The following is a 25,956-nucleotide window of genomic DNA, read 5'->3' as shown; positions in this document are numbered from 1 at the left end:
CGATCAGGCGTGCTTTTCCAGCCAGGTCGAAATGACGCCTTCCAGCGCCTCGACCAGGGCTTCGTCTTCCAGTTCCTCGACGATCTCGGCAACGAAGGCGTTGACGAGCATGGCGCGCGCCTTGTTCTCCGGAATGCCGCGAGCCATCAGGTAGTAGAGATGGTTGTCATCGATATCGGCAACCGTCGCACCATGGCCGCACTGCACGTCGTCGGCGAAGATTTCGAGCTCGGGCTTGACCGAGAATTCGGCATCATCGGACATCAGCAGCGTGTTGCAGGCCATCTTCGCATCGGTCTTCTGGGCATCGGGTGCAACCCGGATCATGCCCTGGAAGACACCCTTGGCGCGGTCGAAGACGACATTGCGGATGACTTCCGTCGAGCCGGTATGCGGCACGTTGTGGCCGAGGACCATCGTCACGTCCGTATGCGTCTCGCCGCCGAGCAGGTTGATGCCGCGCAGCGTCAGATCGGCGCCCTCGCCCGTTACCTTGATGTTCAGTTCCTGGCGGACCAGCTTGCCGCCGGCATTGATGACGAAGAGTTTCAGCTTGGCGTTGGCGCCGAGATCGACACGGATCTGGCCAAGGTGTGTATCCTCGGCCCCTTGCTGCTGCAGGATGATCCAGGTCAGCTCCGTGCCCTGCCCGACCGTGATGTCACTGACATGCGACACGAGCGCGGCATTGTCTGTCACCGACTGGTGACGCTCGATGACGACACCCTTCACATTGGCGCCAAAGGCGACCGGCAGGCGGGTATGGATGTCGCCGCCGGCATGCACAAACTGGACTTCCAGTGGCTCTTCAAGCTCGGTGTCTTCAGGCACTTCGACGGCATAGCCGTCCTTGACGAAGCTGCCATTGATACGCCCGACAGCATCGTCATTGCCAAGCGCGTCGAGGCCGGTAGCGGCAGAACCGTCGATCAGCTTTTCGGAATAGGAAGAAACCTGAAGATCGCCAGCCGAAGCCTTGTTGGCGGCCCTGCCCTGAATGACGGACAGAACCGGAGAGCCCTCGACCAGCGGTTCCAGCGCTTCAGAGCCGGCGTCACCTGCCTTAGCCGGAACGTTACGCAGCAGGTTCTTGAGGTCGGTATAGTGCCAGGCCTCGATGCGGCGCGTCGGCAGGCCTTGCTTCTTCAGGTCGTCGAGCAGCCGGTCGCGCAACGCGGTCACCGCACCATTGCCCGGCAGTTCGCCGATCTGCTCGTTGAACGCTTCGATCAGCGCCGATTCGGCCGCAGTCAGGCGGCTCGTCGTTTGCATGTTCATGGACGTCGTCCTTTCCGCCACGGTCAGGCTGCGGCGCCGATGATGTCGGCGTAGCCGTTGGCTTCCAGCTCATGCGCCAGCGTCTTGTCACCGGACTTGATCACCTGGCCCTTGTAGAGAACGTGGACAGTATCCGGCACGATGTAATCGAGCAGGCGCTGGTAGTGGGTGATGACGACGACGGCACGGTCAGGCGAACGCAGCGCGTTGACACCGTCGGCAACGATCTTCAGCGCATCGATGTCGAGGCCGGAGTCGGTTTCGTCGAGTACGCAAAGCTTCGGCTCAAGCAGCGCCATCTGCAGGATCTCGGCGCGCTTCTTCTCACCACCGGAGAAGCCGACGTTCAGCGGGCGCTTCAGCATGTCGGTATTGATCTGCAGCTTGGCGGCAGCCTCCTTGACGCGGCGCATGAAATCCGGCGTCGTCAGCTCGTCTTCGCCGCGTGCCTTGCGCTGCTCGTTCATCGCAACCTTCAGGAATTGCATGGTGGCAACGCCGGGAATTTCGACCGGATACTGGAAGGCCAGGAAGATGCCCTTGGCGGCGCGCTCGGCGGCATCGAGCTCGAGGATGCTCTCGCCGTTGTAAAGAATGTCGCCCTCGGTCACTTCATAGTCTTCGCGGCCGGAAAGGATGTAGGAAAGCGTCGACTTGCCGGAGCCGTTCGGGCCCATGATGGCGGCAACTTCGCCGGCCTTCACGGTGAGGTCCAGGCCACGGATGATCTCGGTGCCGTCTTCGGCGATGCGGGCATGAAGGTTTTTGATTTCAAGCATCTTTGGTTCCTGCGTTCTGTCTGCGTAGCTCATCGGAGCCTCGCGTAATTTCTAAGGACATCAACATGTGTGCTCGGCGCTACCGCCAAAAGATACGAATGACACGGAAGACCGCGGCCGTTACCAGCCAAAGCACTTCGAGAAAATCCGGGATATCCGGAATGACCTTTCCCGCTTTTTCCATGCGCTGCCGGAGAAACACATACGGCTGCTCCGGCGGCTTTTCTGCCTCGTATCTTTGTTCGCGGGGGCGAATTTTCGCCAATATCTCCCCGCGCATATTCATCAGGCGTTCAAGAATGCGCTTCTTGTCCGCCTCGCTCATGTCAGCCGACCGAGCCTTCCAGCGAGATGCTGATCAGCTTCTGCGCCTCGACGGCGAATTCCATCGGCAGTTCCTGCAGCACTTCCTTGACGAAGCCATTGACGATCAGCGCGATCGCCGCTTCCTCGGGAATGCCGCGCTGCAGGCAGTAAAAGAGCTGATCTTCGGAGATCTTCGAGGTGGTCGCCTCGTGTTCGAACTGCGCCGTCGAATTCTTCGCCTCGATGTAGGGCACCGTATGGGCGCCGCACTTGTCGCCGATCAGCAGCGAGTCGCACTGCGTGAAGTTGCGGGCGTTCGAAGCCTTGCGGTGGGCCGAAACCTGGCCGCGATAGGTGTTCTGGGAAACGCCGGCGGCAATGCCCTTTGAGATGATGCGACTCGACGTGTTCTTGCCGAGATGGATCATCTTGGTGCCGCTGTCGATCTGCTGATGGCCGTTGGAAACGGCGATCGAGTAGAACTCGCCTCTGGAGTCATCGCCGCGCAGGATGCAGGACGGATATTTCCAGGTGATTGCCGAACCGGTTTCGACCTGCGTCCAGGAGATCTTCGAGCGATCGCCGCGGCAATCGCCACGCTTGGTGACGAAATTGTAGATGCCGCCCTTGCCGTCCTTGTCGCCCGGATACCAGTTCTGGACCGTCGAATACTTGATCTCGGCATCGTCAAGCGCAACGAGCTCGACCACGGCGGCATGCAACTGGTTTTCATCGCGCTGGGGTGCGGTGCAGCCTTCGAGGTAGGAGACGTAAGCGCCTTCCTCGGCGATGATCAGCGTGCGCTCGAACTGGCCTGTATTCTTCTCGTTGATGCGGAAATAAGTGGAAAGCTCCATCGGGCACCGCACGCCCTTCGGCACGAAGACGAAGGAGCCGTCGGTGAAGACAGCCGAGTTCAGCGTCGCATAATAGTTGTCGGTCGTCGGAACGACGGAGCCGAGATACTTCTGGACGAGTTCAGGATGTTCACGAATGGCTTCCGAGATCGACATGAAGATCACGCCGGCCTTCATCAGCTCTTTCTTGAAGGTCGTGACGACCGAAACGGAATCGAACACCGCATCGACGGCGATCTTCGGCTTCTCGACGCCGGCGAGAATCTCCTGTTCCTTCAGCGGAATGCCGAGCTTCTCGTAGACCTTGAGGATTTCGGGGTCGACTTCATCGAGCGACTTCGGACCCGGCGTGCTCTTCGGCGCTGCGTAATAATGGATCGCGTTGAAATCGATCTTCGGATAGTCAACGCGTGCCCAGGTGGGCTCTTCCATCGTCAGCCAGCGCTTGTAGGCTTCCAGGCGCCATTCGAGCATCCATTCCGGCTCCTGCTTCTTGGAGGAGATCAGGCGGATGATGTCTTCGGAAAGGCCCTTGGGCGCCTTGTCCATTTCGATGACGGTTTCAAAGCCGTATTTATACTGGTCCACGTCGATCTGACGGACGCGATCGACCGTTTCCTGGACAGCAGGCATGTCACTCTCCAATCTCGCCGGAGAAAAGGTCCGGCAGCTTGTCAGTGGGGCAATTGACTTGCCCCAGATATAAGTGGCCAAAAGGGACTTTTCAGCCCTGATAGCAAGCAGAAAATTGCGTTTCCGCAAGTTTGTGAGGCGATCAGGCCGCCTCGCCCGCCAGCTTTCGCCGGGAGGCAATTTTCACAAAGGCGGCAATCGCCCGGTCTACGTCTTCTTCCGTCGTCGAAAAGCCGAGCGACATGCGCAAGGCTCCGAGCTTCGGATCGCGGCCCATCGCCGTCAGCACATGGCTTTCGCCGACCCTGCCGGACGAGCAGGCCGAACCTGCCGAAAGCGCCACGCCTTCGAGATCGAAGGCGATCTGCCCGGTCTCCGCCTTCAGGCAGGGAAGTGTGAAGAAGATGGTATTGGCAACGCGCGGGCCGCCGGCGCCGTGAATGATGACATCGGGTGCCGCAGCGCACATGCCGGCCTCAAGCCGGTCGCGGAGTGCGGCAATCGCGGCGTTGCGCTCTTCAAGGTTCTGCAGCACGGCTTCTGCCGCCGCCCCAAAACCGATCAGCGCAAGAGAATTCTGCGTCCCCGAGCGGTGACCCTTCTCCTGCCCGCCACCGCGGATCAGCGCCTTCGGCATCAGCGCTTCGCCGCGGGCGATCAGCGCGCCGGCGCCCTTCGGGCCGCCGATCTTATGGGAGGAAATGATCATGAAATCCGCGCCGATCGGCCCGATTTCGATCGGCAGGCGGCCGGCCGCCTGTACCGCATCGACCACGAAGAGCCCGCCATGGGCCCGCACGATCCTGCCCGCCTCTTCGACCGGCTGGACGATGCCCGTCTCGTTGTTGACGAACATGACCGCCACCATCGGCAGGCCCGTCGACTTGTCATGGGCGTCGAGAAGTGCGGAGAGCGCCGTCAGATCGACGATGCCGGCATCGGTAACCGGGATCTCGGTCGTCTTGTCCTTCGGGAAACGGCCGCCTTCGCGGATTGCCAGATGCTCGACGGCGGAATGATAGAGGCGGCCGAGCTTCAGCGGCGTGCGGCCCATGCTGAAATCAGGCGTCAGCACCATGTTGGCGGCTTCGGTCGCACCGCTCGTAAAGACAACATTGGCAGGGTCGGTGCCCGTCAACAGCGCCACCTTGCGGCGCGCACCCTCGATGGCTGCGCGCGCAGCGCGGCCCTCGCCATGCACGGAGTTGGGATTGCCGAAGATGTCCACGGCGCGCATGATCGCTTCACGCGCTGCAGGGTGCATCGGCGATGTTGCGTTCCAATCGAGATAAAGGCGTGGCGGCGCCATTGTCTTCGGTCCTGCGCTTGACGACCTTGCTTGAGCGCGGCGGTGCATTTTTCTTGAAATTTCCGCCGGGCTTGCCTTATGACACGTTCCACGCTGCGTGGATCGCCATGCAAGTTTCGAATTGTTCTAAACTGCGTTTTAGAAAAGCTGACAACCGTCGTCAAGTCATGTTGTCGCCAAACGTAGCGTGGACGCGAAATAAAACCCGGAGTACCGATGCCCGAAGTTATTTTCAACGGCCCAGCCGGCCGTCTTGAAGGCCGCTACCAGCCCTCCAAGGAAAAAAGCGCACCGATCGCCGTCATTCTGCACCCGCATCCGCAGTTTGGTGGCACGATGAACAACCAGATCGTCTACCAGCTCTTCTACATGTTCCAGAAGCGCGGTTTTACGACACTGCGCTTCAATTTCCGGGGCATTGGCCGCAGCCAGGGCGACTTCGACCACGGCGCGGGCGAGCTTTCGGATGCCGCCTCCGCCCTGGACTGGGTGCAGAGCCTGCATCCTGATTCTAAAACCTGTTGGGTTGCCGGCTATTCCTTCGGCGCCTGGATCGGCATGCAGCTTCTGATGCGTCGTCCGGAAATCGAAGGTTTCATGTCGATTGCGCCGCAGCCGAATACCTATGACTTCTCGTTCCTGGCGCCATGCCCCTCCTCCGGCCTGATCATCAATGGCGAGGCGGATAAGGTGGCACCGGAAAAGGACGTCAACGGCCTCGTCGAGAAGCTTAAGACCCAGAAGGGCATTCTCATCACCCACCGCACGGTACCTGGCGCCAACCACTTCTTCAACGGCCAGGTGGACACGCTGATGGCCGAATGCGAGGATTACCTCGACCGCCGCCTCAACGGCGAACTCGTGCCGGAACCGGCAGCCAAACGGATCAGGTAACGGTCCGCCGCATGGCGGCCGTCATCGCGAATTCCACGCCTTTGACACCTTCGATAAAGATCGGCCCGCGCTCCCGCATGCCGATCTTTTTCAATACGTGCTGCGAGGCGAGATTGTCCGGGTGCGTGAAGGCGATGAAATGAGGCGCAAGATCTCTGGAAAAGAACCAGTCGGCAACGCTTCCCGCAATTTCCGTCGCATATCCCTTGCCCCATTCGCGAGCGTAAAGGGCATAGCCCATCTCATATTCGCCAGTGTGATACAGCGAGATTCCGGCACGGCCGATGAAGCGGCCGTCTTCGCGGCTGACGATCTTGTATTTCGTCGTGCCGTAGCGCACCTGCTCGGCCAGATAAGTCCGTAGCCTCTCCTCACACTTTTCCCGCGACCACGGCGCCGCTCCGGACATGTAACGCGTCGTCTCGATCGTCGAATGCAGGTCATGAATCAGGTCGACATCGGAATGATTCCACATGACGGCAACAATGCGCGGCGTTTCGAAGACGACCTCGCCGTTCATCTTACCGGTTCCGCCAGCACGCCGCCGGTAACCGGATGGCTGACGCCCGTCGTGCCGGGATAGGTGAGCGGCAGTCCCTCCAGCGAGCGTACTGCCAGATAGGCCCAGGCTTCCGCCTCCATCGCGTCGCCGTCGAAACCGGCCTCCTCAGCACTCATGACACGAGAACCGTTCTTCCCGGCCATATCGGCAAACTCAGCCATGATCGTGTCATTCAGCCGACCGCCGCCGCAGACGATATAGACGGAGGGGCTTTGCGGCAGATAGGAGGCCGATTTGACGATCGAGGCGGCAGCCACATGCGCAAGCGTGCGCGCACCATCCTCCAGGCTCGCCTCACCCTCTGCCAGTGGTCTGAAATCGCCACGGTCGAGCGAGCGCCGGATATTGCCCTGGAAGAACGGGCTGCCGAGATAGCGGGCGGCAATTTCGGCCACCACCTGCCCGCGCCCGGCGATCTCGCCGCCGGGATCGTAGGTCTTGCCGGTCTGCATCTCCACCCACTGGTCGATCAGCGTGTTGCCGGGGCCGCTATCGAAGGCGGCGATGCGCCCCTCCACGCCGATATAGGTGAGGTTCGAAATGCCGCCGATATTGACGAAGCAGACCGTCTGCCCTTGCTGTTGAAAGCGGCCGGCAAGCGCAGCATGATAGGCCGGCACTAGCGGCGCACCCTGCCCGCCATGAACCATGTCGTTGGCCCGCATGTCGTAGACGACAGGAATGCCGGTGCGTTTCGCCAGCAGCTCTCCATCGCCGATCTGGATCGTCAGCCTATCGTCAGGCCGGTGCAACACGGTCTGGCCGTGAAAACCGAGCACATCGACATCGCCGCTTCTGAGTCCGAATTTATCGAGAAATGCCGTAACGGCATCTGCATGACGTAGAGTGAGTTCAATCTCGATGTCACGCAATTCGTCCGGTCGTGCATTGCGATCGGTCAGCGGCCGTGCCAGATCGAGCCCACGCTTCAGCCGCTCGCGAAAACCGCCATCATAGGCAACGCCCAGAAACGGTCCGCGCTCGATGAAACCTCGCCCGTCTGTCCTGAGCAACGCCACATCGATGCCGTCCATCGAGGTGCCGCTCATCAAACCGATCGCAGTCCTGACGATATCCATTGCGCCGCGAGCCTTTCATGCGATTCCCGGATGCACTTTTGGAAAAACAGTGCTAAACGCGCCGCGACGGTTCAACAAGCGTCAATCCCAGTCCCGTTCGACGTTCAAGAGACGAAGCCCATGTCGCAGTTCAAGTCCGATTTCCTCCGCACGCTGCAAGAGCGCGGCTTCATTCATCAGATTTCCGATGAAAGCGGCCTCGACGATCTCTTCGCCAAGGAAACCGTGACGGCCTATATCGGCTTCGATCCGACCGCACCCAGCCTGCATGCCGGATCGCTCATCCAGATCATGATGCTCCACTGGATGCAGAAGACCGGCCATCGCGCCATCTCGCTGATGGGTGGCGGCACCGGCATGGTCGGTGATCCCTCGTTCAAGGAAGAGGCCCGCCAGCTGATGACTGTCGATACGATCGAAGGCAACATCGCCTCGATCAAGCGCGTTTTCTCGAATTACCTGAATTACGGCGATGGTCCGAAGGACGCGCTGATGATAAACAATGCCGAATGGCTGCGCTCGCTGAACTATCTCGAATTCCTGCGCGATGTCGGCAAGCATTTCTCGGTCAACCGCATGCTGTCCTTCGACAGCGTCAAGACGCGCCTCGACCGCGAACAGTCGCTGTCCTTCCTGGAATTCAACTACATGATCCTCCAGGCCTACGACTTCGTAGAGCTTGCCAAGCGCTATGACTGCCGCCTGCAGATGGGCGGTTCAGATCAGTGGGGCAATATCGTCAACGGCATCGATCTCGGTCACCGCATGGGGACGAAGCAGCTGTATGCGCTGACCTCGCCGCTGCTGACGACTTCGTCCGGCGCCAAGATGGGCAAGTCTGCGACCGGTGCCGTGTGGCTGAATGCCGACATGCTGTCGGCCTATGACTTCTGGCAGTACTGGCGCAACACGGAAGACGCCGATGTCGCGCGCTTCCTGAAGCTCTACACTACGCTGCCGATGGATGAGATCGCCCGCCTGTCGGCACTCGCGGGTTCCGAGATCAACGAAGTCAAGAAGATCCTGGCAACCGAGGTCACCGCGATCCTGCACGGCCGTGAAGCCGCCGAAAAGGCGGCTGAGACGGCGCGCAAGACCTTCGAGGAAGGCGGTCTCTCCGAAAACCTGCCCTCCGTCGAGGTTCCTGCCTCCGAACTCGATGCCGGCATCGGTCTGCTCTCCCTGATCGTCCGTGCCGGTCTTGCCGCCTCGAACGGCGAAGCCCGCCGTCATGTCCAGGGCGGTGCCGTGCGCATCAACGACCAGGCTGTCAGCGACGAGCGAAAGATGATCGGCAGCGGAGAAATCACTGCTGATGGCGTCATCAAGCTGTCGCTCGGCAAGAAGAAGCACATCCTGATCCGTCGCGCAGCCTGATCGGCGCGAGCGACACGAACCAAAAAGCCGGCCTTCGCGCCGGCTTTTTCTTGTCTGGCTTGAGCCGAAAGCTCAGGAGCGGCCCGAGTAGAATTTCTCCATCACGAAATTGTCGAACCGCTGCCCGCGCCGTTCGACGGTCTGCCGTGTGAGGATCCGGAACCCCTTGCGCTCGAAAAATGGCTGCGCCGTCAGGCTGGCATGCGTGTAGATCCGATCGATACCAAGCGCTTCCGCCTCCTCTTCGACGCGCGTCAGTAGGCGGCCGGCAACGCCAAGGCCCTGAAAAGCCGGATGCACGAACATCATGTCGAGGCACCCGTCCGGCGTGAGATCGGAGAAGCCGACCGACTTGCCGTCGATCTCCGCGATCCAGCCCGGCCGGCTGATCCTGCGCTCCGCCCATTTTGCAGCGTCTTCCACCTGCGCCCAGGCATCGATCTGCTCAGGCGAATAGTCTTTCGACGAGACTTCGCGGATGGCGCGCAGAAAGATCTCGATCGTCGCATCGCTGTCGGCAGGCCTGTAGGGCCGGATCAGGATCGAGTTCTTCACTGGTATCCTCAGGCATTTACTGGAATTCGAAGATCTGGCGGAAGACGCCGGGCGCGATGACCGACAGTGGGTTGATCTGCAGGTTCGGCTGGTCGAACTTGCCGGTCAGCTTGAAGGTGATGCCGATCAGGCCGCGGTCGGAACCATTGCCGAGAATGACGCCGATCAGCGGCAATTCGGCGAATAGCCGGTTGAGCCCGTAAGCCGGCATGAAGGTGCCGGTCATGTCCATATTGCCTCTGGCGTTGCGCACGACGCCCTGGAAAGTGGCGCCGATCTGGTCGCCGCGCAGCACGCCGTTTTCGATGGAGATCGCCCCGCCGCGTGAGACGACACGGGCAAAGCCACGCTGGAAGCGCTGCGAGGAGGTATCGATATCCCGCTTCACGGCTTCGCTGAGGCTGCGCTGGTCCGAGCCGACAGGCGTGGAAACGATCGAGCGCAGGCGTTGCTCGTTGACGATCGAGAAGCGGCGCACGTCGAGCGAGCCATCCCAGCCGCCGCCCGCATTGAGACGGATAGCCAGATTGAGAAGCCCGCCCTGCATATGCTGATACAGATCGGCAAAGCGTGAGACGGAGCCGGCATCGCCGCTGGTGATGTTGATGACGCCGCCGCTCTGCATCTGGCTGACGACCGCCTCGCCGCTATCGGTGATGCCGGAGAAATTCAACGATTGCAGTCGGCTGCCGCTCATGGCGATCTGCGCCTGGAAATTGCCGATCTTCTCGTCATTGAAGCCTATGATGTTCTGCAGCTTCGCCCGTACGCTTATGCTGCTGTTGTCACTGCCATCGCCATCGCTGTCCGAATCCGATTTCAGGCGGGCGATGATCGGTCGCGCATCGGCGCTGGCTCCGGATACGGAAATATCGAAGCCGCCCTTGCTGCGCTTCAGCGACAGCCCGAAATCATCGACGGAAGACAGCTTCACGCTATCGAAATCTGCCGATATCAACCCGCTCTTGCCGATCACGAGCGCCCCGGTCGCCCCAAAGCCATCCCCCTTCAGACGGAAATTCTTGACCTGCGTATTGTCAGGCGGGCCGGAAACCTCGAATTCGGCATTAGCGGGAATACCGCTGCCCTTCGACCAGCCGATCCAGGGCAGATCGAGCGATGCCTTGCCGAGGTCGAGCTGAACGTCCTGCCGGTCTTCGTCGATACGCGTCAGCACCAGCTTGACGCTGCCGCCGAGGATGCCGGACAGGCCCGGCAGCAACTTGTCGCGCTGGTCGCCGTTCAACGTTGCCGTGATCACACGCTGTGGCTCGATCCCGGAAGATTTGTCGACTGGTTCCAGCATATCGATATCAGCGGAGACGCCGTCGATGTCGGCCTTGCCCTTGACCTTCACCTGCTGCGGATCGGCATCGAGCATGCCGTCGAGATTGGTGATGACGCGGCCCGAGAACGGCTTGGCAAGCGCGACGTCGGTGAGTTTCATCTGCGCCTGCCATTCGGGTGGCGGCGGGTTTTGCGAGGACAGAAGTCCGAAACGCGCCTGCACATGCGCGTCGATAGTGCCCTTAAGGTCGTCGGGCACAAAGCCCGCGCGCTGCAGCACCTTGATCGGCTTGTAGGTCAGAAGCTCGCCCACAGCATCCGCTGAGCCTGATACGGAAATGTCGGCTTCGGCCATTAGTGGCTTGTCATAGACTGACGGCATCACGAAGGTGCCCGGCTGCACCGCTACTGAACGCCCGGAGGGGAAATAGGAGGTGCCGCTCTTGAGCGAGATCGTCGCCTTTCCGCCCGTCAGGTCGAAATGCGCTGCCGTATCGCGCACCGGTGGGATCTCGCCGGCGACATTCAGGCGCGTACCGGCGATGTCGAAGGCGATGCGGAGTTGGTTTTCGTCGAGCCGCAGGCCACGTCCTCCCGCTGCCTCGTCCAGCCGGCCTGGCGGGATGAAGACGGAAATGGACGCATCGGTCACCACGCCGCCGAAGAGGTTTGCCAGCACCCAGACCCGCGCTTTGGACGCCATCCAGAAAGGCCAGAGCTGCTTGACCGCCGTCGTCTGCATCTGCTGGGACTGGCCGGCAAAACTGATCTCCGGTGATTTATCGTTCAGCCGGACGTGCAGCGCTCCGTAGAGGGAGCCAAGCGGCGAGGAAGCCACCATATTCGAAAACTGGAATTCACGGCCGGCGACGAGGTAGCGTCCGGTCGCCTGCAGATCGAAAGACAACGGCTGCTCGCCGGAATTGGGTGCCGCCGTGCCGCCGCTGATCAGCGCGTCGATGCCGAACCCCTTGCCCGCATTCGGATCGAGCTTGTCGAGGTCGATCAGTGCCCCGCTGATCGGCAGCACAGTCGGGCCGAGATGCAGCTGCGATTTGGCGATCTCCAGCGTCTGCTTGTCGAAGTCATAGGCCAGATTGAGTTGCCCGTCCGTCAATTCCTGAGAATCGCCGTCGACATAGATAAGGCCCGGATCGAGTTTGAGAGCCGCATTGAGCGACGGCTTGACGCCGTCGGCAGCTCTGACCGCGGAAATGGTAAGATCGCCGAACGTATTGAGGCCCTGGCGTTTCTCGCCCTGTTCGTTGCGCTTCAGCGCAAAGGGAGTGAGGTCGGCATGCGACAATGTGCCATCGAGCCGGGAGGCGCGCCCGCTCGCCTGCTCGGTGATCACATTGAGATCAGCCGCCTCGCCGTTGATGGAAATCTGGCCGCTGAGCCGCAGCGAGTTCGGCCCGGCATGTTCGAAGGCGAGATTGTCGACGACGAGGGAAAGCGGCCCATTTGCCGTATCTGCGAGCTTGATGTCGATGCCGGAGATGCGCACGGAGCCGGTACCGCCGCGTTCGACGAAGGTTTCGAACAAGTCGAGATGCGAGAAGATCGTCTCCATTGCCGCCGGAATGGCATCGACACGCAGATCGTCAAGCGTGATGGGAGCGGTTGATGGAAGCAGCGACGTGTCGAGGGCGATATCGTCGGCTTCCACCGATGATATCGCAACGCGGCCGCGAAAGAGCTGAAGCGGATCGAGCGCCATCCGCATGGAGGATGTGGTCGAAAGATGCTGGCCGCTTTGCTGGTCGATCATGTTGACGTCGCGCGCTTCGAGCGCCAGCCGCAGGCCGGATGTGAAGCGGATGACGGTGGAACCGACTTCGGCACGGTAGCGCGGCCCCAGTGCGCTGTTCAACGCCGACTGCGCCTGCTGCGATAGCGGCGCGTCAATGATCCCGCTTTCGATGGTGAAGACGATTGCCGCCAGGATGAACAGGATAACTGCGCAGAATCCGCCCGTGACCTTCGCCGTGCCGCGCATGCGGGAGCGCGGCGGCGGGCAATGCACGATAAGCGGGTCCTTCACCTGCGCTGAAGGCAGGTTGTGCAAGGCGACGATGTCCTTCTTGCGGAACGTGACCTTTTCGCCGCGGATGGCTGACATGCGCCTTGGGAAACTCCTGAATCTGATTTGAATGGCTCTGGGCGGGACGCCGTTTCATCCACTATATAACCTGCCTGATATAGTATCTCTCCTAAACCCGGCAAAAGAAAGTTTTGAGATGTCTGCACCCGGTATTGGCTCCCGTGCTCCCGATTTCAGCCTCCCGCGCGACGGCGGCGGGCGCATTTCGCTCTCTGATTATCACGGCAAGCCGGTGGTCCTGTTCTTCTATCCCAAGGATGACACGACGGGCTGCACGACCGAATCTCTGGATTTCACCGCACTTGCCGATGAGTTCGCAGCCGCCGGCGCCGCCATCGTCGGCATGTCGCCCGATTCGGCCGCATGCCATGACCGCTTCATCAAGAAGCACAAGCTGACGGTGGCGCTTGCCTCGGACGAAGAGAAGACGGTGCTGCAGGCCTATGGCGTGTGGAAGGAGAAAAAGATGTATGGCCGTACGTTCATGGGCGTCGAGCGCACGACCTTCCTGATCCGCAGGGACGGCACCATCGCCACCATATGGCAGAAGGTCAGGGTGCCGGGCCATGCCGCAACGGTGCTCGAAGCCGTCCGGAATCTTGCCGCGTGACGGCGATCACGTCGCTGCGCGGCGGCGCGATCGATGCGATCCGCTCCGCCGATCTCGACCGCAAGACAGAGCTCGCGCAGGAAAGCGCTACCAGGTGGTTCGCACGTCGCATCTCGCTGCGCTCGCCGCTGGACGCGCCGCTGCCCGAGCGTCCAGGAAGGCCGGAAAAGCCTCTGCTGGTGCCGCCGACCCAGGTCGAGAAGCGTTCGCTGCATACCGTGCCTGGCCGGATCGCCCTGCTCCACGCAATCGCCCATATCGAGCTCAATGCCGTCGACCTGGCGCTCGACATCGTGGCGCGATTTGCCTCGGCGCATGTGCCGAATTCCTTCTTTGACGGCTGGATGCAGGTGGCCTACGAAGAGGCCAAGCACTTCCGCATGGTGCGGAAACGGCTCAACGATCTCGGCGCCGATTACGGCGATCTGCCCGCCCATGACGGCCTCTGGCAGGCAGCGCATTCGACCCGCAACGATCTCACGGCCCGCCTGGCCATCGTGCCGCTCATTCTCGAAGCGCGCGGACTGGATGTTACGCCTGCGCTGCAGGCCAAGATGCGCGAGACCGGCGACCTCGAAAGCGCCGCCGTCCTCGACGTCATCTACAATGACGAGAAAGGCCATGTCGCCGTCGGCGCCAAATGGTTCCGCTTCCTCTGTGCGCGTGAGAAGCGTGATCCTGCGAGGACATTCCAGGAGCTGGTGCGGGCCAATTTCCGCGGTCCGCTGAAGGCACCGTTCAATGATGTGGCCCGCGCCGAAGCCGGGCTTACGCCCTCCTTCTACAGGGCGCTGACCTCGACCAGCCAGAGCTGATTGGTAAGCTCTGGCTTGCTGACGTAAACCGGCTGTTAACCATAAAAGTATGTAATCATCTCTCAATGGGGCAGGCGCTGAAAGCGAATCTTTGGGGGACCCTCGGTGACGAACGGACATCACAGTCGGGTATTCGGCAAGAGGGCGCAGGAACACGTCCTTATTCTTGCGAGTGGCGACAAGGTGCGTCACATGACGGTGAAGCCTTGGATGGCGGCGGTGGCCTTCTGCTTCGTCGGCGTCTTCTCAATCGGCTATCTGCTGGCCACCTCCTACCTGGTGCTGCGCGATGACCTGATCGGCGCGACCATGGCCCGCCAGGCCCGTATGCAGCATGACTATGAGGATCGCATCGCCGCACTGCGCGCCCAGGTCGACCGCATCACCTCCCGCCAGCTTCTCGACCAGCAGGTGGTCGAGGACAAGGTCGACAAGCTGATGGAACAGCAGATGGCGCTGACCTCACGCCACGGAAAGCTCGACAACCTGCTCGACCGCGCCGAAACCTCAGGACTGACGGGCAAGGATGCTCCTGTAACCGATGTACCGGCGCAAGCTTATGCGCCTGACATCAAGGACAAGCGCGCATCGCTTTCCGGTGGTGCGCAGGCGATCGAAAAGCTGATGTCAGCCGATAACAAGCCGGTCGACGCGGGCGCCCCCGACAACTCCACCCTCGCCTATGTTCCATCAGAGGAAACCGTCGGCGACCGTGCCGACCGCATTTTTTCCAAGGTCACGCTCTCGCTGAAGACCGTCGAGCAGGATCAGAAGAACCGCATCGATCAGCTCACGAGCGACGCCGGCAACGCCGCCGATACGATCGAGGGCGTGCTCGACCGCTTCCACATCGCCGTTCCGGCTGAGACGATCGCCGCCAAGGAAAAAGAGGAGAGCGCCGTCGGCGGTCCTTACGTGGAGCCCGAAAGCGACGACGATTTCAACAATTCGCTCGTCCAGCTCGATGGCGCGCTGACGCGTCTGGAAGCGGTGCGCAGCACCGCCGAATCCCTGCCCTTTCGCAATCCGGCCATTGGCAAGGAAGTCACCAGCCCCTTCGGCAACCGGCGCGATCCTTTCCTCGGCCGGCTTGCCTTGCATTCCGGCATCGATTTCCGCTTCTCGCCGGGTGAAAGGATTCGCCCTACCGCGCCCGGCAAGGTGATTGCAGCCGGCTGGACCGGAGGCTACGGCAACATGGTCGAGGTCGATCACGGCAACGGTATTTCGACGCGCTACGGCCATATGTCGGAAATTCTGGTCAGGGTCGGCGACACGGTTGACCGCAACAATGTCATCGGGCTTGCCGGCAGCACTGGTCGGTCAACGGGCACGCATCTGCATTATGAGGTGCGCCAGGATGGACATGCGGTCGATCCGATCTATTTCATGAATGCCGGCCTTAAACTTGCCACTTATATAAAATAGCCGGTCGCGGTAACGAACGCTTCACCTCGCTCCCTGGGGTGGAGACGCTCTTCCTTGACTTGCCGGCCGTTTCGGAATATGTCGCCCACCATTGCGGCATGCAATCCTGCCGACTCGCCAGAGACCGGCCGAACGAAACGGAAACAGTTTTCCCTTTGACGACATTTGCTGAACTTGGTTTGAGCCCCAAAGTGCTCTCCGCTGTTACCGATGCGGGCTACACGATTCCCACTCCCATTCAGGCCGGGGCAATTCCCTTCGCGCTTGAGCGCCGCGACATCTGCGGCATCGCGCAGACCGGTACCGGCAAGACGGCATCTTTCGTTCTTCCCATGCTGTCACTTCTGGAAAAGGGCCGAGCCCGCGCTCGCATGCCCCGCACGCTGATCCTGGAGCCGACCCGGGAACTCGCCGCCCAGGTTGCCGAGAACTTCGAAAAATACGGCAAGAACCACCGCCTCAACGTCGCCCTCCTCATCGGCGGTGTTTCCTTTGAAGATCAGGACCGCAAGCTCGAGCGTGGCGCAGACGTGCTGATCTGCACCCCCGGCCGCCTTCTCGACCATTTCGAACGAGGCAAGCTCCTGATGAGCGGCGTCGAAATCCTCGTCATCGACGAAGCCGACCGCATGCTCGACATGGGCTTTATTCCCGATATCGAACGCATCGCCAAGCTGATCCCTTTCACCCGTCAGACGCTGTTCTTCTCGGCCACCATGCCGCCGGAAATCCAGAAGCTTGCGGATCGCTTCCTGCAGAACCCTGAGCGTATCGAGGTTGCCAAGCCCGCATCGGCCTCCAAGACTATCACGCAGCGCTTCGTCGCTTCGCATGGCAAGGATTACGAGAAGCGCGCTGTCCTGCGCGATCTCATCCGCGCCCAGGAAGACCTCAAGAACGCGATCATTTTCTGCAATCGCAAGAAGGACGTCGCCGATCTCTTCCGTTCGCTGGACCGCCACGGCTTCTCCGTCGGCGCCCTTCATGGCGATATGGACCAGCGCTCGCGGATGACTATGCTCGCGAACTTCAAGGACGGCAACATCAAGCTGCTCGTTGCCTCCGACGTCGCCGCCCGCGGCCTCGATATTCCCGATGTCAGCCACGTCTTCAATTTCGACGTGCCGATCCATTCGGAAGATTATGTTCACCGCATCGGCCGTACTGGCCGCGCCGGTCGTTCCGGCGCTTCCTTCACCATCGTCACCCGCCACGACCAGAAACATGCCGACGCGATCGAAAAGCTGATCGGCGAAAAGGTCGAATGGCTAAACGGCGATCTCTCCGCCCTGCCGCCGGCTGAAGAAAGCCGCGACAGCGAGCGGTCTCCCCGCCGCGGAAAGGGTCGTGAGCGGGATAGGGATCGTGGCCGCGACCGCCGGTCTTCGAGTCATAAATCTGATATCAACGCCGAAGATAATGGTGGCGAAGTCGTGGAAGCAGCAGCAAAGGCCGACAGCGTGAAGAACGAGCGCAAAGCAGAGCAGAAGCCGCAGAATAATGCGCGCGGCAATCGGCCCTATCCGGCAAACGACGACAATCGCGAACGTCGCCGCCACCGTGATCACGACGATGGCCCGACACCGGTCGGATTCGGCGATGATATCCCCGCTTTCATGCTGATCGCAGCCAACGCCAAGATCTGAGTCCCATGGGCAAGCCCGGTATCGATTTCCCGGGCCTCGGAGTCGGCCTAGTGATTTTGCGCGACGGCAAGATCCTTCTCTACAAGCGAGTGCGTCCGCCTGAAGCCGGCTACTGGAATATCGTCGGCGGCAAGGTCGATCATATGGAGCCGGCTGAGGAAGCCGCGCGCCGCGAGGCGGAAGAGGAAACGGGACTGACCATCGGCCGCATCGAACGCATCGGCTTGACCGAACAGATCATCGAAGCCGACCGCCAGCACTGGATTTCACTTCTTTATGTCGCCCGTGAAGTCACGGGTGAGCCGCAACTGACGGAACCGGACAAACTCTCGGATTTCGGCTGGTTCGGCCTTGCCGACCTGCCGGAGCCACTGTCGGCTTTCACCAGGGTTGCGATATCAGCTCTTCCAGCCGGGCAATTGCGCTGATCATTCGGCCCGCAGTGCGGCTTCGTAGGCAAGCCGCACCCAGCGCGCCATGACATCGGGGTCGTCATAGGCTTCGTCGGGAATGCTCCAGTAGGGCATCTTCACCGGAGCGCCCTTTTTGCCCTCGTAGAACCATTGGCTGGCGCCTGCCGCGGCAAATTCCGGTGCGCTCTCTTGATCGGCCTTCAGCAGGATTTCGTCGCGCACTTCGAGTGCCAGGATACGGCCGAGATGGTAGATGCCCTTACCGCCGAACATGCGCTTGATGGTGACGGGCCCAAGCGATTGAAACATTTCCTCGATGCCGGCATTGTCCATGTTGCTGGGCCTATATCGTATGATAGTCGCGGTTCAGATAAAGGAGTGCCGGGTGGATCTCGGTAAAACGAACGGCAGCGACCTCGCCGAAGAGGACGTTATGGGTCGGCATTTCCTTGATGTCGGTCACCCGGCAGTCGAAGACGGCAAGTGCATCGGCAAGTACGGGCGCGCCCGTCGCCAGCGTTTCGAAGCGGGCGCTCGAAAAGCGATCCTCGTTTTCCAGATTCGAGCGGCCTGAAAAGGCATCGGCAACGCCCTGATGATGGGCGCCGAGCGAGTTCAGCGCGAAGATGCCGCTGCGCCAGAAGATCTCGTTCTTCACATTGGTGTTGTTGAGGCAGACGAGAACGGAAGCCGGATTGTCGGACACCGAGCAGGCAGCCGTGATGGTGACGCCACGGCGGGCTTCACCAAGCGCCGTCGTCACGAGTTGCACATGGCCGGCGTAGCGGCTCATGGCATCGCGATAGAGGCCGGGATCGATATGCTGCCTGTTCAACACATGCTTCTCCGCAATCGGTGTCTTGTTTTTGTTATTTCACCAATATGGCGGGCATCGGTTACCTTTTCTACAATGGCATGCTCTAAAAGCTGCAGAACACGCTTGTTTTTCTTTGACGATTGCCGCCGTGCGGATAAAAGGGCATGGACAAGACGAGAGACCTGCACCTTTCATGATGAGCCTGCGTGTCATAGCCGCCCTTCTGTCGCTCATGGCGTTGACGGCCGAAGGCCGCGCGGCCGGCGTGACGATCGGTGTCGTGGCGCCGCAGGACGGCACTTTGGCCTCGCTCGGCGCCCAGATTTCCGCCGGCGCGAATTTTGAAATCCAGCGGGCGGGTAATACGGTCGTTCCCGTCAACGAGACCTGCCAGGACAATAGCGGCCAGACGATCGCCGATGCGTTGATCGCCGCCAAGGTCCAGATCGCCATCGGCTTCCTCTGCAGCGAGACGCTGGAAGGCGCCCTGCCGAAGCTGAAGGACGCCAATATTCCCGTCGTTACCGTGTCGGTGCGCTCACGCATCCTCATGGAGGATTCGCTGAAGAACGGCTGGCCCCTCTTTCGCCTCGGCCCGAAAGATGGTGATGAAGCCGCAAAGGTCATCCAAATCATTCTGCAGCAATGGACGGGGTCTCCGATCGCTCTCATCGAGGACGGCACGATCCACGGCCGCGAACTGACGGAAGCCGTGCGCAACGCGCTGGAAGAAAATGGCTTGAAGCCCGTTTTCACCGACACCTACCGGCCGGGACAGGAACAGCAGGTCGGCCTCGTGCGCCGCCTGAAGCGGGCCGGTGCCGCCAAGGTCTTCATCGGCGGCGACAGGAACGATGTCGCCATCATCGCCCGTGATGCCAAGGCCGAAAACATTCCGCTCAGAATTTTGAGCGGCGATGCGATGCGCGCTGCAAACCAGCCGCTCGCGCTGGCGGATGGCGTACGCGCCGTTGCCATTCCCGAATATCCGCTTCTGCCGGATGCGGCTGCGACCGTCGAGGCCCTGCGCGCAGCCGGAACCGAGCCGGAAGGTTATGTCCTGCCGGCAGCCGCGGCCGCGCTGATTGCCGATCAGGCCGTGCAGGCGGCGCTGGCCGAAGGCAAGCCAGTGGCAGAAAAGCTCATCGGAACGCAGTTCAATACGCCGATCGGCCCAGTCACCTTCACGCCGGCCCACGAACTGTCACAAAATCCCTACCGTCTTCTCGAATGGCGCGGCGATGCATTCGTTCCGCCGACCGATGGGACAGACTGACCTATTGAAATTTGCCGCGAGGCGTCCGCCGCTTCCGGTTGAGATGGAGACGGAGATCATGACGACACTGCCCATTCGCATCGCCCCATCGATCCTGGCGGCAGATTTTGCAAAGCTCGGCGAGGAAGTGCGCAACGTCACCGAGGCCGGCGCTGACTGGATCCATCTTGACGTGATGGACGGTCATTTCGTGCCAAACATTTCGTTCGGCCCCGATGTCATCAAGTCGCTGCGCTCCTATACGGACGCGACCTTCGACTGCCACCTGATGATCTCGCCTGCCGATCCCTATCTCGAGGCTTTTGCGAAGGCTGGCTGTGACCGGATCACCGTGCATGCAGAGGCCGGACCGCACCTGCACCGTTCGCTGCAGACGATCCGCCATCTCGGCAAGAAGGTCGGCGTCACCCTCAATCCGGCAACGCCGCTCTCGGTCGTCGAGAACGTGCTTGACGATGTCGACCTCATTCTCATTATGTCAGTCAACCCCGGTTTCGGCGGCCAGAAATTCATTCCGGCAATGGTAGACAAGATCGCAGCGGCAAAGTCACTGATCGGTGACCGCCCAATCGAGCTTGAAGTGGACGGTGGCGTGACGGTCGATACCGCGCCTGCCGTGGCTAAGGCCGGCGGCAATGTGCTCGTCGCCGGATCGGCAATTTTCAAGGGCGGCTCGGCCGAGGCCTATCGCCAGGCGATATCAGCCCTTCGCAACGCGGCTGAGGGAGCGCGCTGATGACGAAGCGCATGGTCATGGGCGGGTTTTTCGCTGCCTTGCTGACCGGTATGGCCGCCACGGCCTTTGCCGGCGATATCGCGAATATGCAACCTGTCGGCTTTTCCGCCGACGGCAAGGTCTTTGCCTTCCAGGAATTCGGCATGAAGGATGGCAAGGTCCCCTATTCGGATACTTATTTCATCGATACCGACACCGGCGCCGATATCGAGGGCACGCCCTTTCATCTGGAACTGACCGACAAGGATGCCGATCTGTCCAAGGCACGCCGCCAGAATCTGACGGCAGCCCGCCAGCAGATGGATAAGTACAACCTTTTGACCAATCCCGGCCTTATCGCCGCCTTCAACCCGCCGACCGAGCTCGGCTCACCGATGAAAACGATCCGCTATACGACGCTTGCAACCGACGGCCCGGCGCGCGGAGCCTACACGCTGCTGCTGGGCGATGCCCAGGTCGCGAGGCCAGATGCCTGCAAGGGCCTGAACCACGTCGTTGGCTTTACGCTGCAGCTCATCGAGAAGGACGGCGCACCGAACCGCCAACTCGTCCACGAAGACAAGACAATCCCGGCGGACCGTGGATGCCCGGTGGAATATCGCATGGGCGGCGCCCTCGTCTATCAGCCGGAATCGGGCAAGCCTGTCCATATCGCCCTCATCCTGGCGCTGAGCGCCTCTCCGGACGGTCGCAACGGCCGCTGGATCGCCGTTCCGGTTCACCCCTGAGAATGAACCGTCTTCGGGCGGCATGGCCGTCCTTATCAGAACTTTTCATCGGCGCCCCGCTCTGGGGCATTCAGATGCTGCTCTCGGCCATCGTAGGCCTCTATCTGCGCAACGGATGGGAGACGAGCCATGTGCTCGATCTCGCTATCCTCTATTTCGGCGGGGGACTGCTTTCCTGGCCCTTCAACTTGCTTGCCGGGCGCTATCTTGCGCTCGGTCATCAGGTAGAGGCGCGTTTTGCCGCATTCTTCCTGGTGCTGACGATGGGCACGGTCCTGATGACGGCCTTTCTCTTCGCCATGGACTACCGGATTTTCTATTCCCGCTGGCATTCGCCGTTCGGCTCGGTCATCTGGATGTTCCAGTTTGTCTTTACCGGCGCCAGCGCCATTTATCAGTTCCTCGTCCTTGGCTTGGGGCTGTTTTTACCCCTCGGACTGGCCTGTCTTTTTGCCACTAGCCTGGCTCTTGCCAAACGCATGCGTTGAGATTGCCGGCCGTCTTTGCTACAGGGGCCGCAGCTACTGTCACGAAATGAAGGCGCTCGCCCATGATCCCTCGTTATTCCCGGCCCGAGATGGTCGCCATCTGGTCTCCCGAAACCAAATTCCGCATCTGGTTCGAGATCGAGGCCCATGCCTGCGACGCGCTGGCAGACCTTGGTGTGATCCCGAAATCGGCCGCCGCCACCATCTGGGAAAAAGGCGGTAAGGCGACCTTCGACGTTGCCCGCATCGATGAGATCGAGGCCGTCACCAAACATGACGTCATCGCCTTCCTGACGCACCTTGCCGAAATCGTCGGCCCGGACGCCCGCTTCGTCCATCAGGGCATGACGTCCTCGGACGTGCTCGACACAACGTTCAACATCCAGCTCGTGCGTGCCGCCGATATCCTGCTCGCCGACATCGACCGTGTTCTGACAGCGCTGAAGACGCGCGCTTTCGAGCACAGGGATACGATCCGCATCGGCCGCAGCCACGGCATCCATGCCGAGCCGACGACGATGGGCCTGACCTTCGCGCGCTTCTATGCCGAGATGAGCCGCAACCGCGCCCGCCTCGTTGCCGCCCGAGCGGAAATCGCGACCGGCGCCATCTCCGGCGCTGTCGGTACCTTCGCCAATATCGATCCTGTTGTTGAAGAACACGTCTGCGCAGCACTCGGTCTCGTTCCGGAGCCGGTCTCCACACAGGTCATCCCGCGCGACCGTCATGCCATGTTCTTCGCCACGCTTGGCGTCATCGGCTCGTCGATCGAAAACGTCGCCATCGAAATCCGCCACATGCAGCGCACCGAAGTGCTGGAGGCGGAAGAGTTCTTCTCGCCGGGCCAGAAGGGCTCGTCCGCCATGCCGCACAAGCGCAACCCGGTCCTGACCGAAAACCTGACCGGCCTTGCCCGTCTCGTGCGCATGTCGGTCGTACCCGCCATGGAAAACGTGGCGCTCTGGCATGAGCGTGACATCAGCCATTCGAGTGTCGAGCGGGCCATCGGCCCGGATACGACCATCACGCTCGACTTCGCGCTGAACCGTCTAGCCGGCGTCATCGAAAAGCTCGTGGTCTACCCCGAGAACATGATGAAGAACCTCGACAAGTTCCGCGGCCTTGTTCATTCGCAGCGCGTTCTTCTGGCGCTGACGCAGGCAGGCACCTCCCGCGAGGATGCCTATCGCCTCGTGCAGCGCAACGCCATGAAGGTCTGGGAACAGGGCAAGGATTTCCTTGAGGAATTGCTGGCCGACCCCGAAGTGCGTGCTGCACTGTCGGAGGCCGATCTCCGCGAAAAATTCGATCTCGGTTATCATACCAAGCACGTCGACACGATCTTCCGCCGCGTCTTCGGCGAAGCCTGATCGGCACGAAACGGCGCCCGCGAGGCGCCGTTTTCATTTCCGCTTGCGCGATGTGGAACCGACAGGCGGCTTGCGTTTTCTCGGTTCGCGTTTTGCAGGCGATTTTTCGGCACTCTCATCCGATATCTTGCAGGCTTCGGTCTCGCCCCGACCTTTGGCCGCCTTGGCCACCAGGCGGTCGAGATGCTTGAGTTCCTCCTCATCGAGGTTTTCGATGCCGATGAAGCGGTTCTCGGCGTGGCTCGTTAGAATGATTTCGTTGAGCTTCGCCTGGATGGCCCGCGTATCGCGTGTCTGCGCATTCTGAAGCACGAAGACCATCAGGAAGGTAATGATCGTCGTGCCGGTGTTGATCACCAGTTGCCAGGTTTCGGAATAATCGAAGACAGGGCCGAGAGCAGCCCAGATGACGACGGCGATAAGTGCCAGAATGAAGGTCACCGGCGTGCCTGCCCACTCCGATATCTTGGATGCGAAGCTGGCAAACGCGTGGCGCATGGTCACCTGGAAATCCTCCTTCGAAGTCGGCGCAAAACAAACTCCAAGAAGGGCTGCGAAGTTCCAGGTCCTATAGAAATTCGGGGTATCGCGAATTCGCGATACCCCCAGGGGCGCTGTCTTCACATGGCTTCGCGGGCAATGAGTTTTCGGTAAAGATGCCAGGTCGCATGGCCGAGGATCGGGATGACGAGTGCGAGGCCGATAAAGAGCGGGATCGTACCGATGACGAGCGACGCGGCAACGATCAGGCCCCAGAGCAATACCGGTATCGGATTGACGAAAGTCGCCCGGATCGAGGCGACCATCGCGGCCACCGCTCCGCAATCCCTGTCGAGCAGCATCGGGAAAGTCACGACTGTAATCGCCAGAACGACGAGGGCAAAGCCAAGGCCGGTCAGATTGCCCCAAAGGATGAGTTGCATGCCTTCGGGCGTAGCGAATACCTGCTGCAGAAAAAGCGACATGGAGCGCGGGAAAACTTCGCCGAGAAAGTTCGTATAGATGGTCTGCGCCGTGACCAGCCAGACAGTGAAGATACCAAACAGCAGGAGGCCGACGGCGATTATCGACGGCAAAGCCGGCGAATGGCGAACGTCGAGCGCATGTTTCCAGGAAGTATCGAGCCCGGCCTCGCGCCGGCGGCTGATTTCATAAAGACCGATCGCGGCGATCGGGCCGATCAGCACGAAACCCGACATCAGCGGAAAGACCATCGGTGCGAGATTGGCGCCCGAGGTCAGCATCGTCAGGAAGATGCCGGCGATCGGATACATGAGACACAGGAAGACGTAATGCGAAGGCTTCTCGCGGAAATCCTCGAAACCGAGCCTGAGCGCGTCGAAGACGTCGGCTATGCCGATCCTGTTGACTACGGGCCGTGCGAAGCTATCGCCGGCGCCCGTCATGACATGAAATGTCGTCATGGCTTTCTCCTCCTCAGCCAAGATGAGCCGGAGGCGATTGTGTCGGCAACAAGGGGCCGACACGAGAACGCAACCGGCATAAGGCCACTCTAGCAAATTTTTTGAGCTAAGTCGCTCTTTCCCTTGACATCACGGTTAAGCTTTCTCACATCGGCGGCACCATGAAAGCTTCAGACGCAGATATCCTCATCATTCCCGGCTATACCAATTCCGGTCCCGACCATTGGCAGAGCCGTTGGGAAGCAAAGCTCAGCACTGCGCGCCGCGTCGAACAGGCGGAATGGTCCAAGCCTGTGCGTGAGGACTGGACCGCCCGCATCGCCGAAGCGGTAAACGCCTCCACGCGCCCCGTCGTGCTCGTCGCCCATTCCCTAGGGGTGCCTTCGGTAATCCATGCAATCCCGCTGTTTCAAAAGCGCGTTGCCGGCGCCTTCTTCGTGGCGCCGCCCGATGTTGCCAATCCGGATATCCGCCCGAAACATCTCATGACTTTCGGCCCCTACCCGCGCGATCCCCTGCCCTTTCCGTCGATTACGGTCGCCAGCCGCAACGATCCCTTCGGGACTTATGAGCATGCCGACGACATTGCCAACAGCTGGGGCTCCTTTCTCGTGGATGCCGGCGAGTCCGGTCACATCAATGCCGAATCCGGTCACGGCCCCTGGCCTGAAGGCACGATGGTCTTTGCCCAGTTTCTCAGCCGTCTCCCCGGCTGAGAAAGCCGAAAAATCCTGCGTTTCCAGCGGATTAGCTATCGCTTTCTAAGCACACTTGCCGCAGTCGGCCGAGCAGCGAAAGCTCGTGCGCTCCATCATCGAGATTGGTCGCTCGCTGAATATTCTCGTTACCGCAGAAGGTGTCGAGACCGCCGATCACGTCCGCATCCTGCAGGAGCTCGGCTGCGACATGCTGCAGGGCTATGCGCTCGCCCGGCCGATGTCCGGCCTGCAGCTCCCGGCTTTCATCCGTGGCGAAAGCTGGCGGCAGCCAGAGGGCGAGGCTCGCGCGCTGAAGGCGAATCTGCGCCATTCCATGGGCCATCCCGTCTCCAAAACAGCCTCCCGATAAAGACCTGTATAACCCTTCCGAGATTTTGCCTTCATTCCACCCTAAAGAAAAAGGCGGTAGTCTTCTCTTGGCAAGATTTCGATTCTCTTTGCGGTTTTCCCGCCCAAGGCCGGAAAC

Annotated in this window: 26 protein-coding genes and 1 pseudogene; 14 read left to right on the top strand and 13 right to left on the bottom strand. The window is 60.8% G+C overall.

What is annotated here, in order from left to right; genetic code table 11:
- Positions 1-3: 3 nt before the first annotated feature.
- The 5 genes from sufD to FHT78_RS18370 form a co-directional block, all read right to left on the bottom strand.
- Positions 4-1,278: a Fe-S cluster assembly protein SufD gene (gene sufD / locus FHT78_RS18390; RefSeq protein ID WP_183746999.1), complete on the bottom strand. Its 1,275-nt coding sequence runs from the start codon at positions 1,276-1,278 to the stop codon at positions 4-6.
- Positions 1,279-1,301: 23 nt separating this feature from the next.
- Positions 1,302-2,057 (bottom strand): Fe-S cluster assembly ATPase SufC, encoded by a 756-nt coding sequence (gene sufC, locus FHT78_RS18385; protein ID WP_183746996.1) that lies wholly within the window; start codon positions 2,055-2,057, stop codon positions 1,302-1,304.
- 79 nt (positions 2,058-2,136) lie between these two features.
- Positions 2,137-2,382 (bottom strand): hypothetical protein, encoded by a 246-nt coding sequence (locus FHT78_RS18380; protein WP_183746993.1) that lies wholly within the window; start codon positions 2,380-2,382, stop codon positions 2,137-2,139.
- Position 2,383: 1 nt separating this feature from the next.
- Complete coding sequence (gene sufB, locus FHT78_RS18375) at positions 2,384-3,853, bottom strand: Fe-S cluster assembly protein SufB (protein WP_183746990.1); 1,470 nt, start codon at positions 3,851-3,853, stop codon at positions 2,384-2,386.
- A gap of 142 nt (positions 3,854-3,995) precedes the next feature.
- Positions 3,996-5,162 carry a cysteine desulfurase family protein gene (locus FHT78_RS18370; protein ID WP_183746986.1) on the bottom strand — a complete coding sequence of 389 codons (1,167 nt, stop codon included), beginning with the start codon at positions 5,160-5,162 and terminating at the stop codon, positions 3,996-3,998.
- Between the two features lie 216 nt (positions 5,163-5,378).
- Between FHT78_RS18370 and FHT78_RS18365 the strand changes: the two genes are divergently transcribed.
- Positions 5,379-6,056, top strand: a complete 678-nt coding sequence (locus FHT78_RS18365) for an alpha/beta hydrolase (RefSeq protein WP_183746983.1) — start codon at positions 5,379-5,381, stop codon at positions 6,054-6,056.
- Here FHT78_RS18365 and FHT78_RS18360 read toward each other — a convergent pair.
- Together FHT78_RS18360 and FHT78_RS18355 are read right to left on the bottom strand one after the other, a co-directional pair.
- A complete protein-coding gene (locus FHT78_RS18360) occupies positions 6,049-6,576 on the bottom strand; it encodes a GNAT family N-acetyltransferase (RefSeq protein WP_183746981.1) in 528 nt (175 codons plus the stop codon). The genes FHT78_RS18365 and FHT78_RS18360 overlap by 8 nt on opposite strands.
- On the bottom strand, positions 6,573-7,697 hold the full coding sequence (locus FHT78_RS18355) for an anhydro-N-acetylmuramic acid kinase (protein WP_183746978.1): 1,125 nt from the start codon (positions 7,695-7,697) through the stop codon (positions 6,573-6,575). Before FHT78_RS18355 ends, FHT78_RS18360 begins: the two co-directional genes overlap by 4 nt.
- 120 nt (positions 7,698-7,817) lie before the next feature.
- Here FHT78_RS18355 and tyrS point away from each other — a divergent pair, with 120 nt between their 5' ends.
- Positions 7,818-9,074 carry a tyrosine--tRNA ligase gene (gene tyrS, locus FHT78_RS18350; protein WP_183746975.1) on the top strand — a complete coding sequence of 419 codons (1,257 nt, stop codon included), beginning with the start codon at positions 7,818-7,820 and terminating at the stop codon, positions 9,072-9,074.
- A 72-nt stretch (positions 9,075-9,146) separates the two neighbouring features.
- Here the strand turns inward: tyrS and FHT78_RS18345 are convergent, their stop codons facing one another.
- The gene (locus FHT78_RS18345; protein ID WP_183746973.1) at positions 9,147-9,629 is read right to left on the bottom strand and encodes a GNAT family N-acetyltransferase; all 483 of its coding nucleotides are present in this window, start codon (positions 9,627-9,629) and stop codon (positions 9,147-9,149) included.
- Positions 9,630-9,645: 16 nt separating this feature from the next.
- Complete coding sequence (locus tag FHT78_RS18340) at positions 9,646-13,038, bottom strand: DUF3971 domain-containing protein (protein ID WP_183746970.1); 3,393 nt, start codon at positions 13,036-13,038, stop codon at positions 9,646-9,648.
- A 118-nt stretch (positions 13,039-13,156) separates the two neighbouring features.
- Here FHT78_RS18340 and FHT78_RS18335 point away from each other — a divergent pair, with 118 nt between their 5' ends.
- The 5 genes from FHT78_RS18335 to FHT78_RS18315 all read left to right on the top strand — a co-directional run bounded on the left by FHT78_RS18335 (position 13,157) and on the right by FHT78_RS18315 (position 17,947).
- Complete coding sequence (locus tag FHT78_RS18335; RefSeq protein ID WP_183746967.1) at positions 13,157-13,630, top strand: peroxiredoxin; 474 nt, start codon at positions 13,157-13,159, stop codon at positions 13,628-13,630.
- Positions 13,627-14,445 carry a ferritin-like domain-containing protein gene (locus FHT78_RS18330; protein WP_183746965.1) on the top strand — a complete coding sequence of 273 codons (819 nt, stop codon included), beginning with the start codon at positions 13,627-13,629 and terminating at the stop codon, positions 14,443-14,445. The genes FHT78_RS18335 and FHT78_RS18330 overlap by 4 nt, the downstream gene beginning before the upstream one ends.
- Before the next feature lie 105 nt (positions 14,446-14,550).
- Complete coding sequence (locus FHT78_RS18325; RefSeq protein WP_183746962.1) at positions 14,551-15,873, top strand: peptidoglycan DD-metalloendopeptidase family protein; 1,323 nt, start codon at positions 14,551-14,553, stop codon at positions 15,871-15,873.
- Positions 15,874-16,028: 155 nt separating this feature from the next.
- Positions 16,029-17,519, top strand: coding sequence for a DEAD/DEAH box helicase (locus FHT78_RS18320; RefSeq protein ID WP_183746959.1), 1,491 nt, complete (start codon positions 16,029-16,031; stop codon positions 17,517-17,519).
- A 5-nt stretch (positions 17,520-17,524) separates the two neighbouring features.
- Complete coding sequence (locus FHT78_RS18315) at positions 17,525-17,947, top strand: NUDIX domain-containing protein (protein ID WP_183746956.1); 423 nt, start codon at positions 17,525-17,527, stop codon at positions 17,945-17,947.
- Here FHT78_RS18315 and FHT78_RS18310 read toward each other — a convergent pair whose 3' ends face one another.
- Both FHT78_RS18310 and FHT78_RS18305 read right to left on the bottom strand, forming a co-directional pair.
- A complete protein-coding gene (locus tag FHT78_RS18310; RefSeq protein WP_183746953.1) occupies positions 17,948-18,265 on the bottom strand; it encodes a TfoX/Sxy family protein in 318 nt (105 codons plus the stop codon). It abuts the gene before it with no gap.
- Between the two features lie 10 nt (positions 18,266-18,275).
- Positions 18,276-18,770 (bottom strand): flavin reductase, encoded by a 495-nt coding sequence (locus tag FHT78_RS18305; RefSeq protein ID WP_183746950.1) that lies wholly within the window; start codon positions 18,768-18,770, stop codon positions 18,276-18,278.
- A 172-nt stretch (positions 18,771-18,942) separates the two neighbouring features.
- Between FHT78_RS18305 and FHT78_RS18300 the strand changes: the two genes are divergently transcribed.
- The 5 genes from FHT78_RS18300 (at position 18,943) to purB (ending at position 23,347) form a co-directional block, all read left to right on the top strand.
- Positions 18,943-20,025, top strand: a complete 1,083-nt coding sequence (locus FHT78_RS18300; protein ID WP_183746947.1) for a branched-chain amino acid ABC transporter substrate-binding protein — start codon at positions 18,943-18,945, stop codon at positions 20,023-20,025.
- 58 nt (positions 20,026-20,083) lie between these two features.
- Entirely contained in the window at positions 20,084-20,761 is a 678-nt protein-coding gene (rpe, locus tag FHT78_RS18295) for a ribulose-phosphate 3-epimerase (RefSeq protein WP_183746944.1), read from the top strand.
- Entirely contained in the window at positions 20,761-21,489 is a 729-nt protein-coding gene (locus FHT78_RS18290) for a DUF2259 domain-containing protein (protein WP_183746941.1), read from the top strand. The genes rpe and FHT78_RS18290 overlap by 1 nt, the downstream gene beginning before the upstream one ends.
- Positions 21,490-21,491: 2 nt before the next feature.
- Entirely contained in the window at positions 21,492-21,977 is a 486-nt protein-coding gene (locus FHT78_RS18285; RefSeq protein WP_183746938.1) for a hypothetical protein, read from the top strand.
- Between the two features lie 62 nt (positions 21,978-22,039).
- Positions 22,040-23,347: an adenylosuccinate lyase gene (gene purB / locus FHT78_RS18280; RefSeq protein WP_183746935.1), complete on the top strand. Its 1,308-nt coding sequence runs from the start codon at positions 22,040-22,042 to the stop codon at positions 23,345-23,347.
- Positions 23,348-23,380: 33 nt separating this feature from the next.
- Here purB and FHT78_RS18275 read toward each other — a convergent pair whose 3' ends face one another.
- Together FHT78_RS18275 and FHT78_RS18270 are read right to left on the bottom strand one after the other, a co-directional pair.
- Positions 23,381-23,845, bottom strand: a complete 465-nt coding sequence (locus FHT78_RS18275; protein ID WP_183747599.1) for a low affinity iron permease family protein — start codon at positions 23,843-23,845, stop codon at positions 23,381-23,383.
- 122 nt (positions 23,846-23,967) lie between these two features.
- A complete protein-coding gene (locus FHT78_RS18270) occupies positions 23,968-24,771 on the bottom strand; it encodes a DUF2189 domain-containing protein (protein WP_183746932.1) in 804 nt (267 codons plus the stop codon).
- Positions 24,772-24,932: 161 nt separating this feature from the next.
- Between FHT78_RS18270 and FHT78_RS18265 the strand changes: the two genes are divergently transcribed.
- Positions 24,933-25,487 carry an alpha/beta hydrolase gene (locus FHT78_RS18265; protein WP_183746930.1) on the top strand — a complete coding sequence of 185 codons (555 nt, stop codon included), beginning with the start codon at positions 24,933-24,935 and terminating at the stop codon, positions 25,485-25,487.
- A 55-nt stretch (positions 25,488-25,542) separates the two neighbouring features.
- Positions 25,543-25,839 (top strand): annotated as a pseudogene (locus FHT78_RS18260) (EAL domain-containing protein); the annotation flags it as partial.
- Positions 25,840-25,956: the final 117 nt, after the last annotated feature.

Source organism: Rhizobium sp. BK196 (genome assembly GCF_014193255.1).
GTDB lineage: Bacteria > Pseudomonadota > Alphaproteobacteria > Rhizobiales > Rhizobiaceae > Rhizobium.
This window is presented reverse-complemented; position numbering and strand designations above follow the sequence as displayed.

What these genes read in the sequence shown, in the direction of transcription:
- sufD (WP_183746999.1), bottom strand. Translation starts at nt 1,278, where the DNA reads ATGAACATGCAAACGACGAGCCGCCTGACTGCGGCCGAATCGGCGCTG.
- sufC (WP_183746996.1), bottom strand. Translation starts at nt 2,057, where the DNA reads ATGCTTGAAATCAAAAACCTTCATGCCCGCATCGCCGAAGACGGCACC.
- FHT78_RS18380 (WP_183746993.1), bottom strand. Translation starts at nt 2,382, where the DNA reads ATGAGCGAGGCGGACAAGAAGCGCATTCTTGAACGCCTGATGAATATG.
- sufB (WP_183746990.1), bottom strand. Translation starts at nt 3,853, where the DNA reads ATGCCTGCTGTCCAGGAAACGGTCGATCGCGTCCGTCAGATCGACGTG.
- FHT78_RS18370 (WP_183746986.1), bottom strand. Translation starts at nt 5,162, where the DNA reads ATGGCGCCGCCACGCCTTTATCTCGATTGGAACGCAACATCGCCGATG.
- FHT78_RS18365 (WP_183746983.1), top strand. Translation starts at nt 5,379, where the DNA reads ATGCCCGAAGTTATTTTCAACGGCCCAGCCGGCCGTCTTGAAGGCCGC.
- FHT78_RS18360 (WP_183746981.1), bottom strand. Translation starts at nt 6,576, where the DNA reads ATGAACGGCGAGGTCGTCTTCGAAACGCCGCGCATTGTTGCCGTCATG.
- FHT78_RS18355 (WP_183746978.1), bottom strand. Translation starts at nt 7,697, where the DNA reads ATGGATATCGTCAGGACTGCGATCGGTTTGATGAGCGGCACCTCGATG.
- tyrS (WP_183746975.1), top strand. Translation starts at nt 7,818, where the DNA reads ATGTCGCAGTTCAAGTCCGATTTCCTCCGCACGCTGCAAGAGCGCGGC.
- FHT78_RS18340 (WP_183746970.1), bottom strand. Translation starts at nt 13,038, where the DNA reads ATGTCAGCCATCCGCGGCGAAAAGGTCACGTTCCGCAAGAAGGACATC.
- FHT78_RS18335 (WP_183746967.1), top strand. Translation starts at nt 13,157, where the DNA reads ATGTCTGCACCCGGTATTGGCTCCCGTGCTCCCGATTTCAGCCTCCCG.
- FHT78_RS18315 (WP_183746956.1), top strand. Translation starts at nt 17,525, where the DNA reads ATGGGCAAGCCCGGTATCGATTTCCCGGGCCTCGGAGTCGGCCTAGTG.
- FHT78_RS18310 (WP_183746953.1), bottom strand. Translation starts at nt 18,265, where the DNA reads ATGGACAATGCCGGCATCGAGGAAATGTTTCAATCGCTTGGGCCCGTC.
- FHT78_RS18300 (WP_183746947.1), top strand. Translation starts at nt 18,943, where the DNA reads ATGATGAGCCTGCGTGTCATAGCCGCCCTTCTGTCGCTCATGGCGTTG.
- rpe (WP_183746944.1), top strand. Translation starts at nt 20,084, where the DNA reads ATGACGACACTGCCCATTCGCATCGCCCCATCGATCCTGGCGGCAGAT.
- FHT78_RS18290 (WP_183746941.1), top strand. Translation starts at nt 20,761, where the DNA reads ATGACGAAGCGCATGGTCATGGGCGGGTTTTTCGCTGCCTTGCTGACC.
- FHT78_RS18285 (WP_183746938.1), top strand. Translation starts at nt 21,492, where the DNA reads ATGAACCGTCTTCGGGCGGCATGGCCGTCCTTATCAGAACTTTTCATC.
- purB (WP_183746935.1), top strand. Translation starts at nt 22,040, where the DNA reads ATGATCCCTCGTTATTCCCGGCCCGAGATGGTCGCCATCTGGTCTCCC.
- FHT78_RS18275 (WP_183747599.1), bottom strand. Translation starts at nt 23,845, where the DNA reads ATGCGCCACGCGTTTGCCAGCTTCGCATCCAAGATATCGGAGTGGGCA.
- FHT78_RS18270 (WP_183746932.1), bottom strand. Translation starts at nt 24,771, where the DNA reads ATGACGACATTTCATGTCATGACGGGCGCCGGCGATAGCTTCGCACGG.
- FHT78_RS18265 (WP_183746930.1), top strand. Translation starts at nt 24,933, where the DNA reads ATGAAAGCTTCAGACGCAGATATCCTCATCATTCCCGGCTATACCAAT.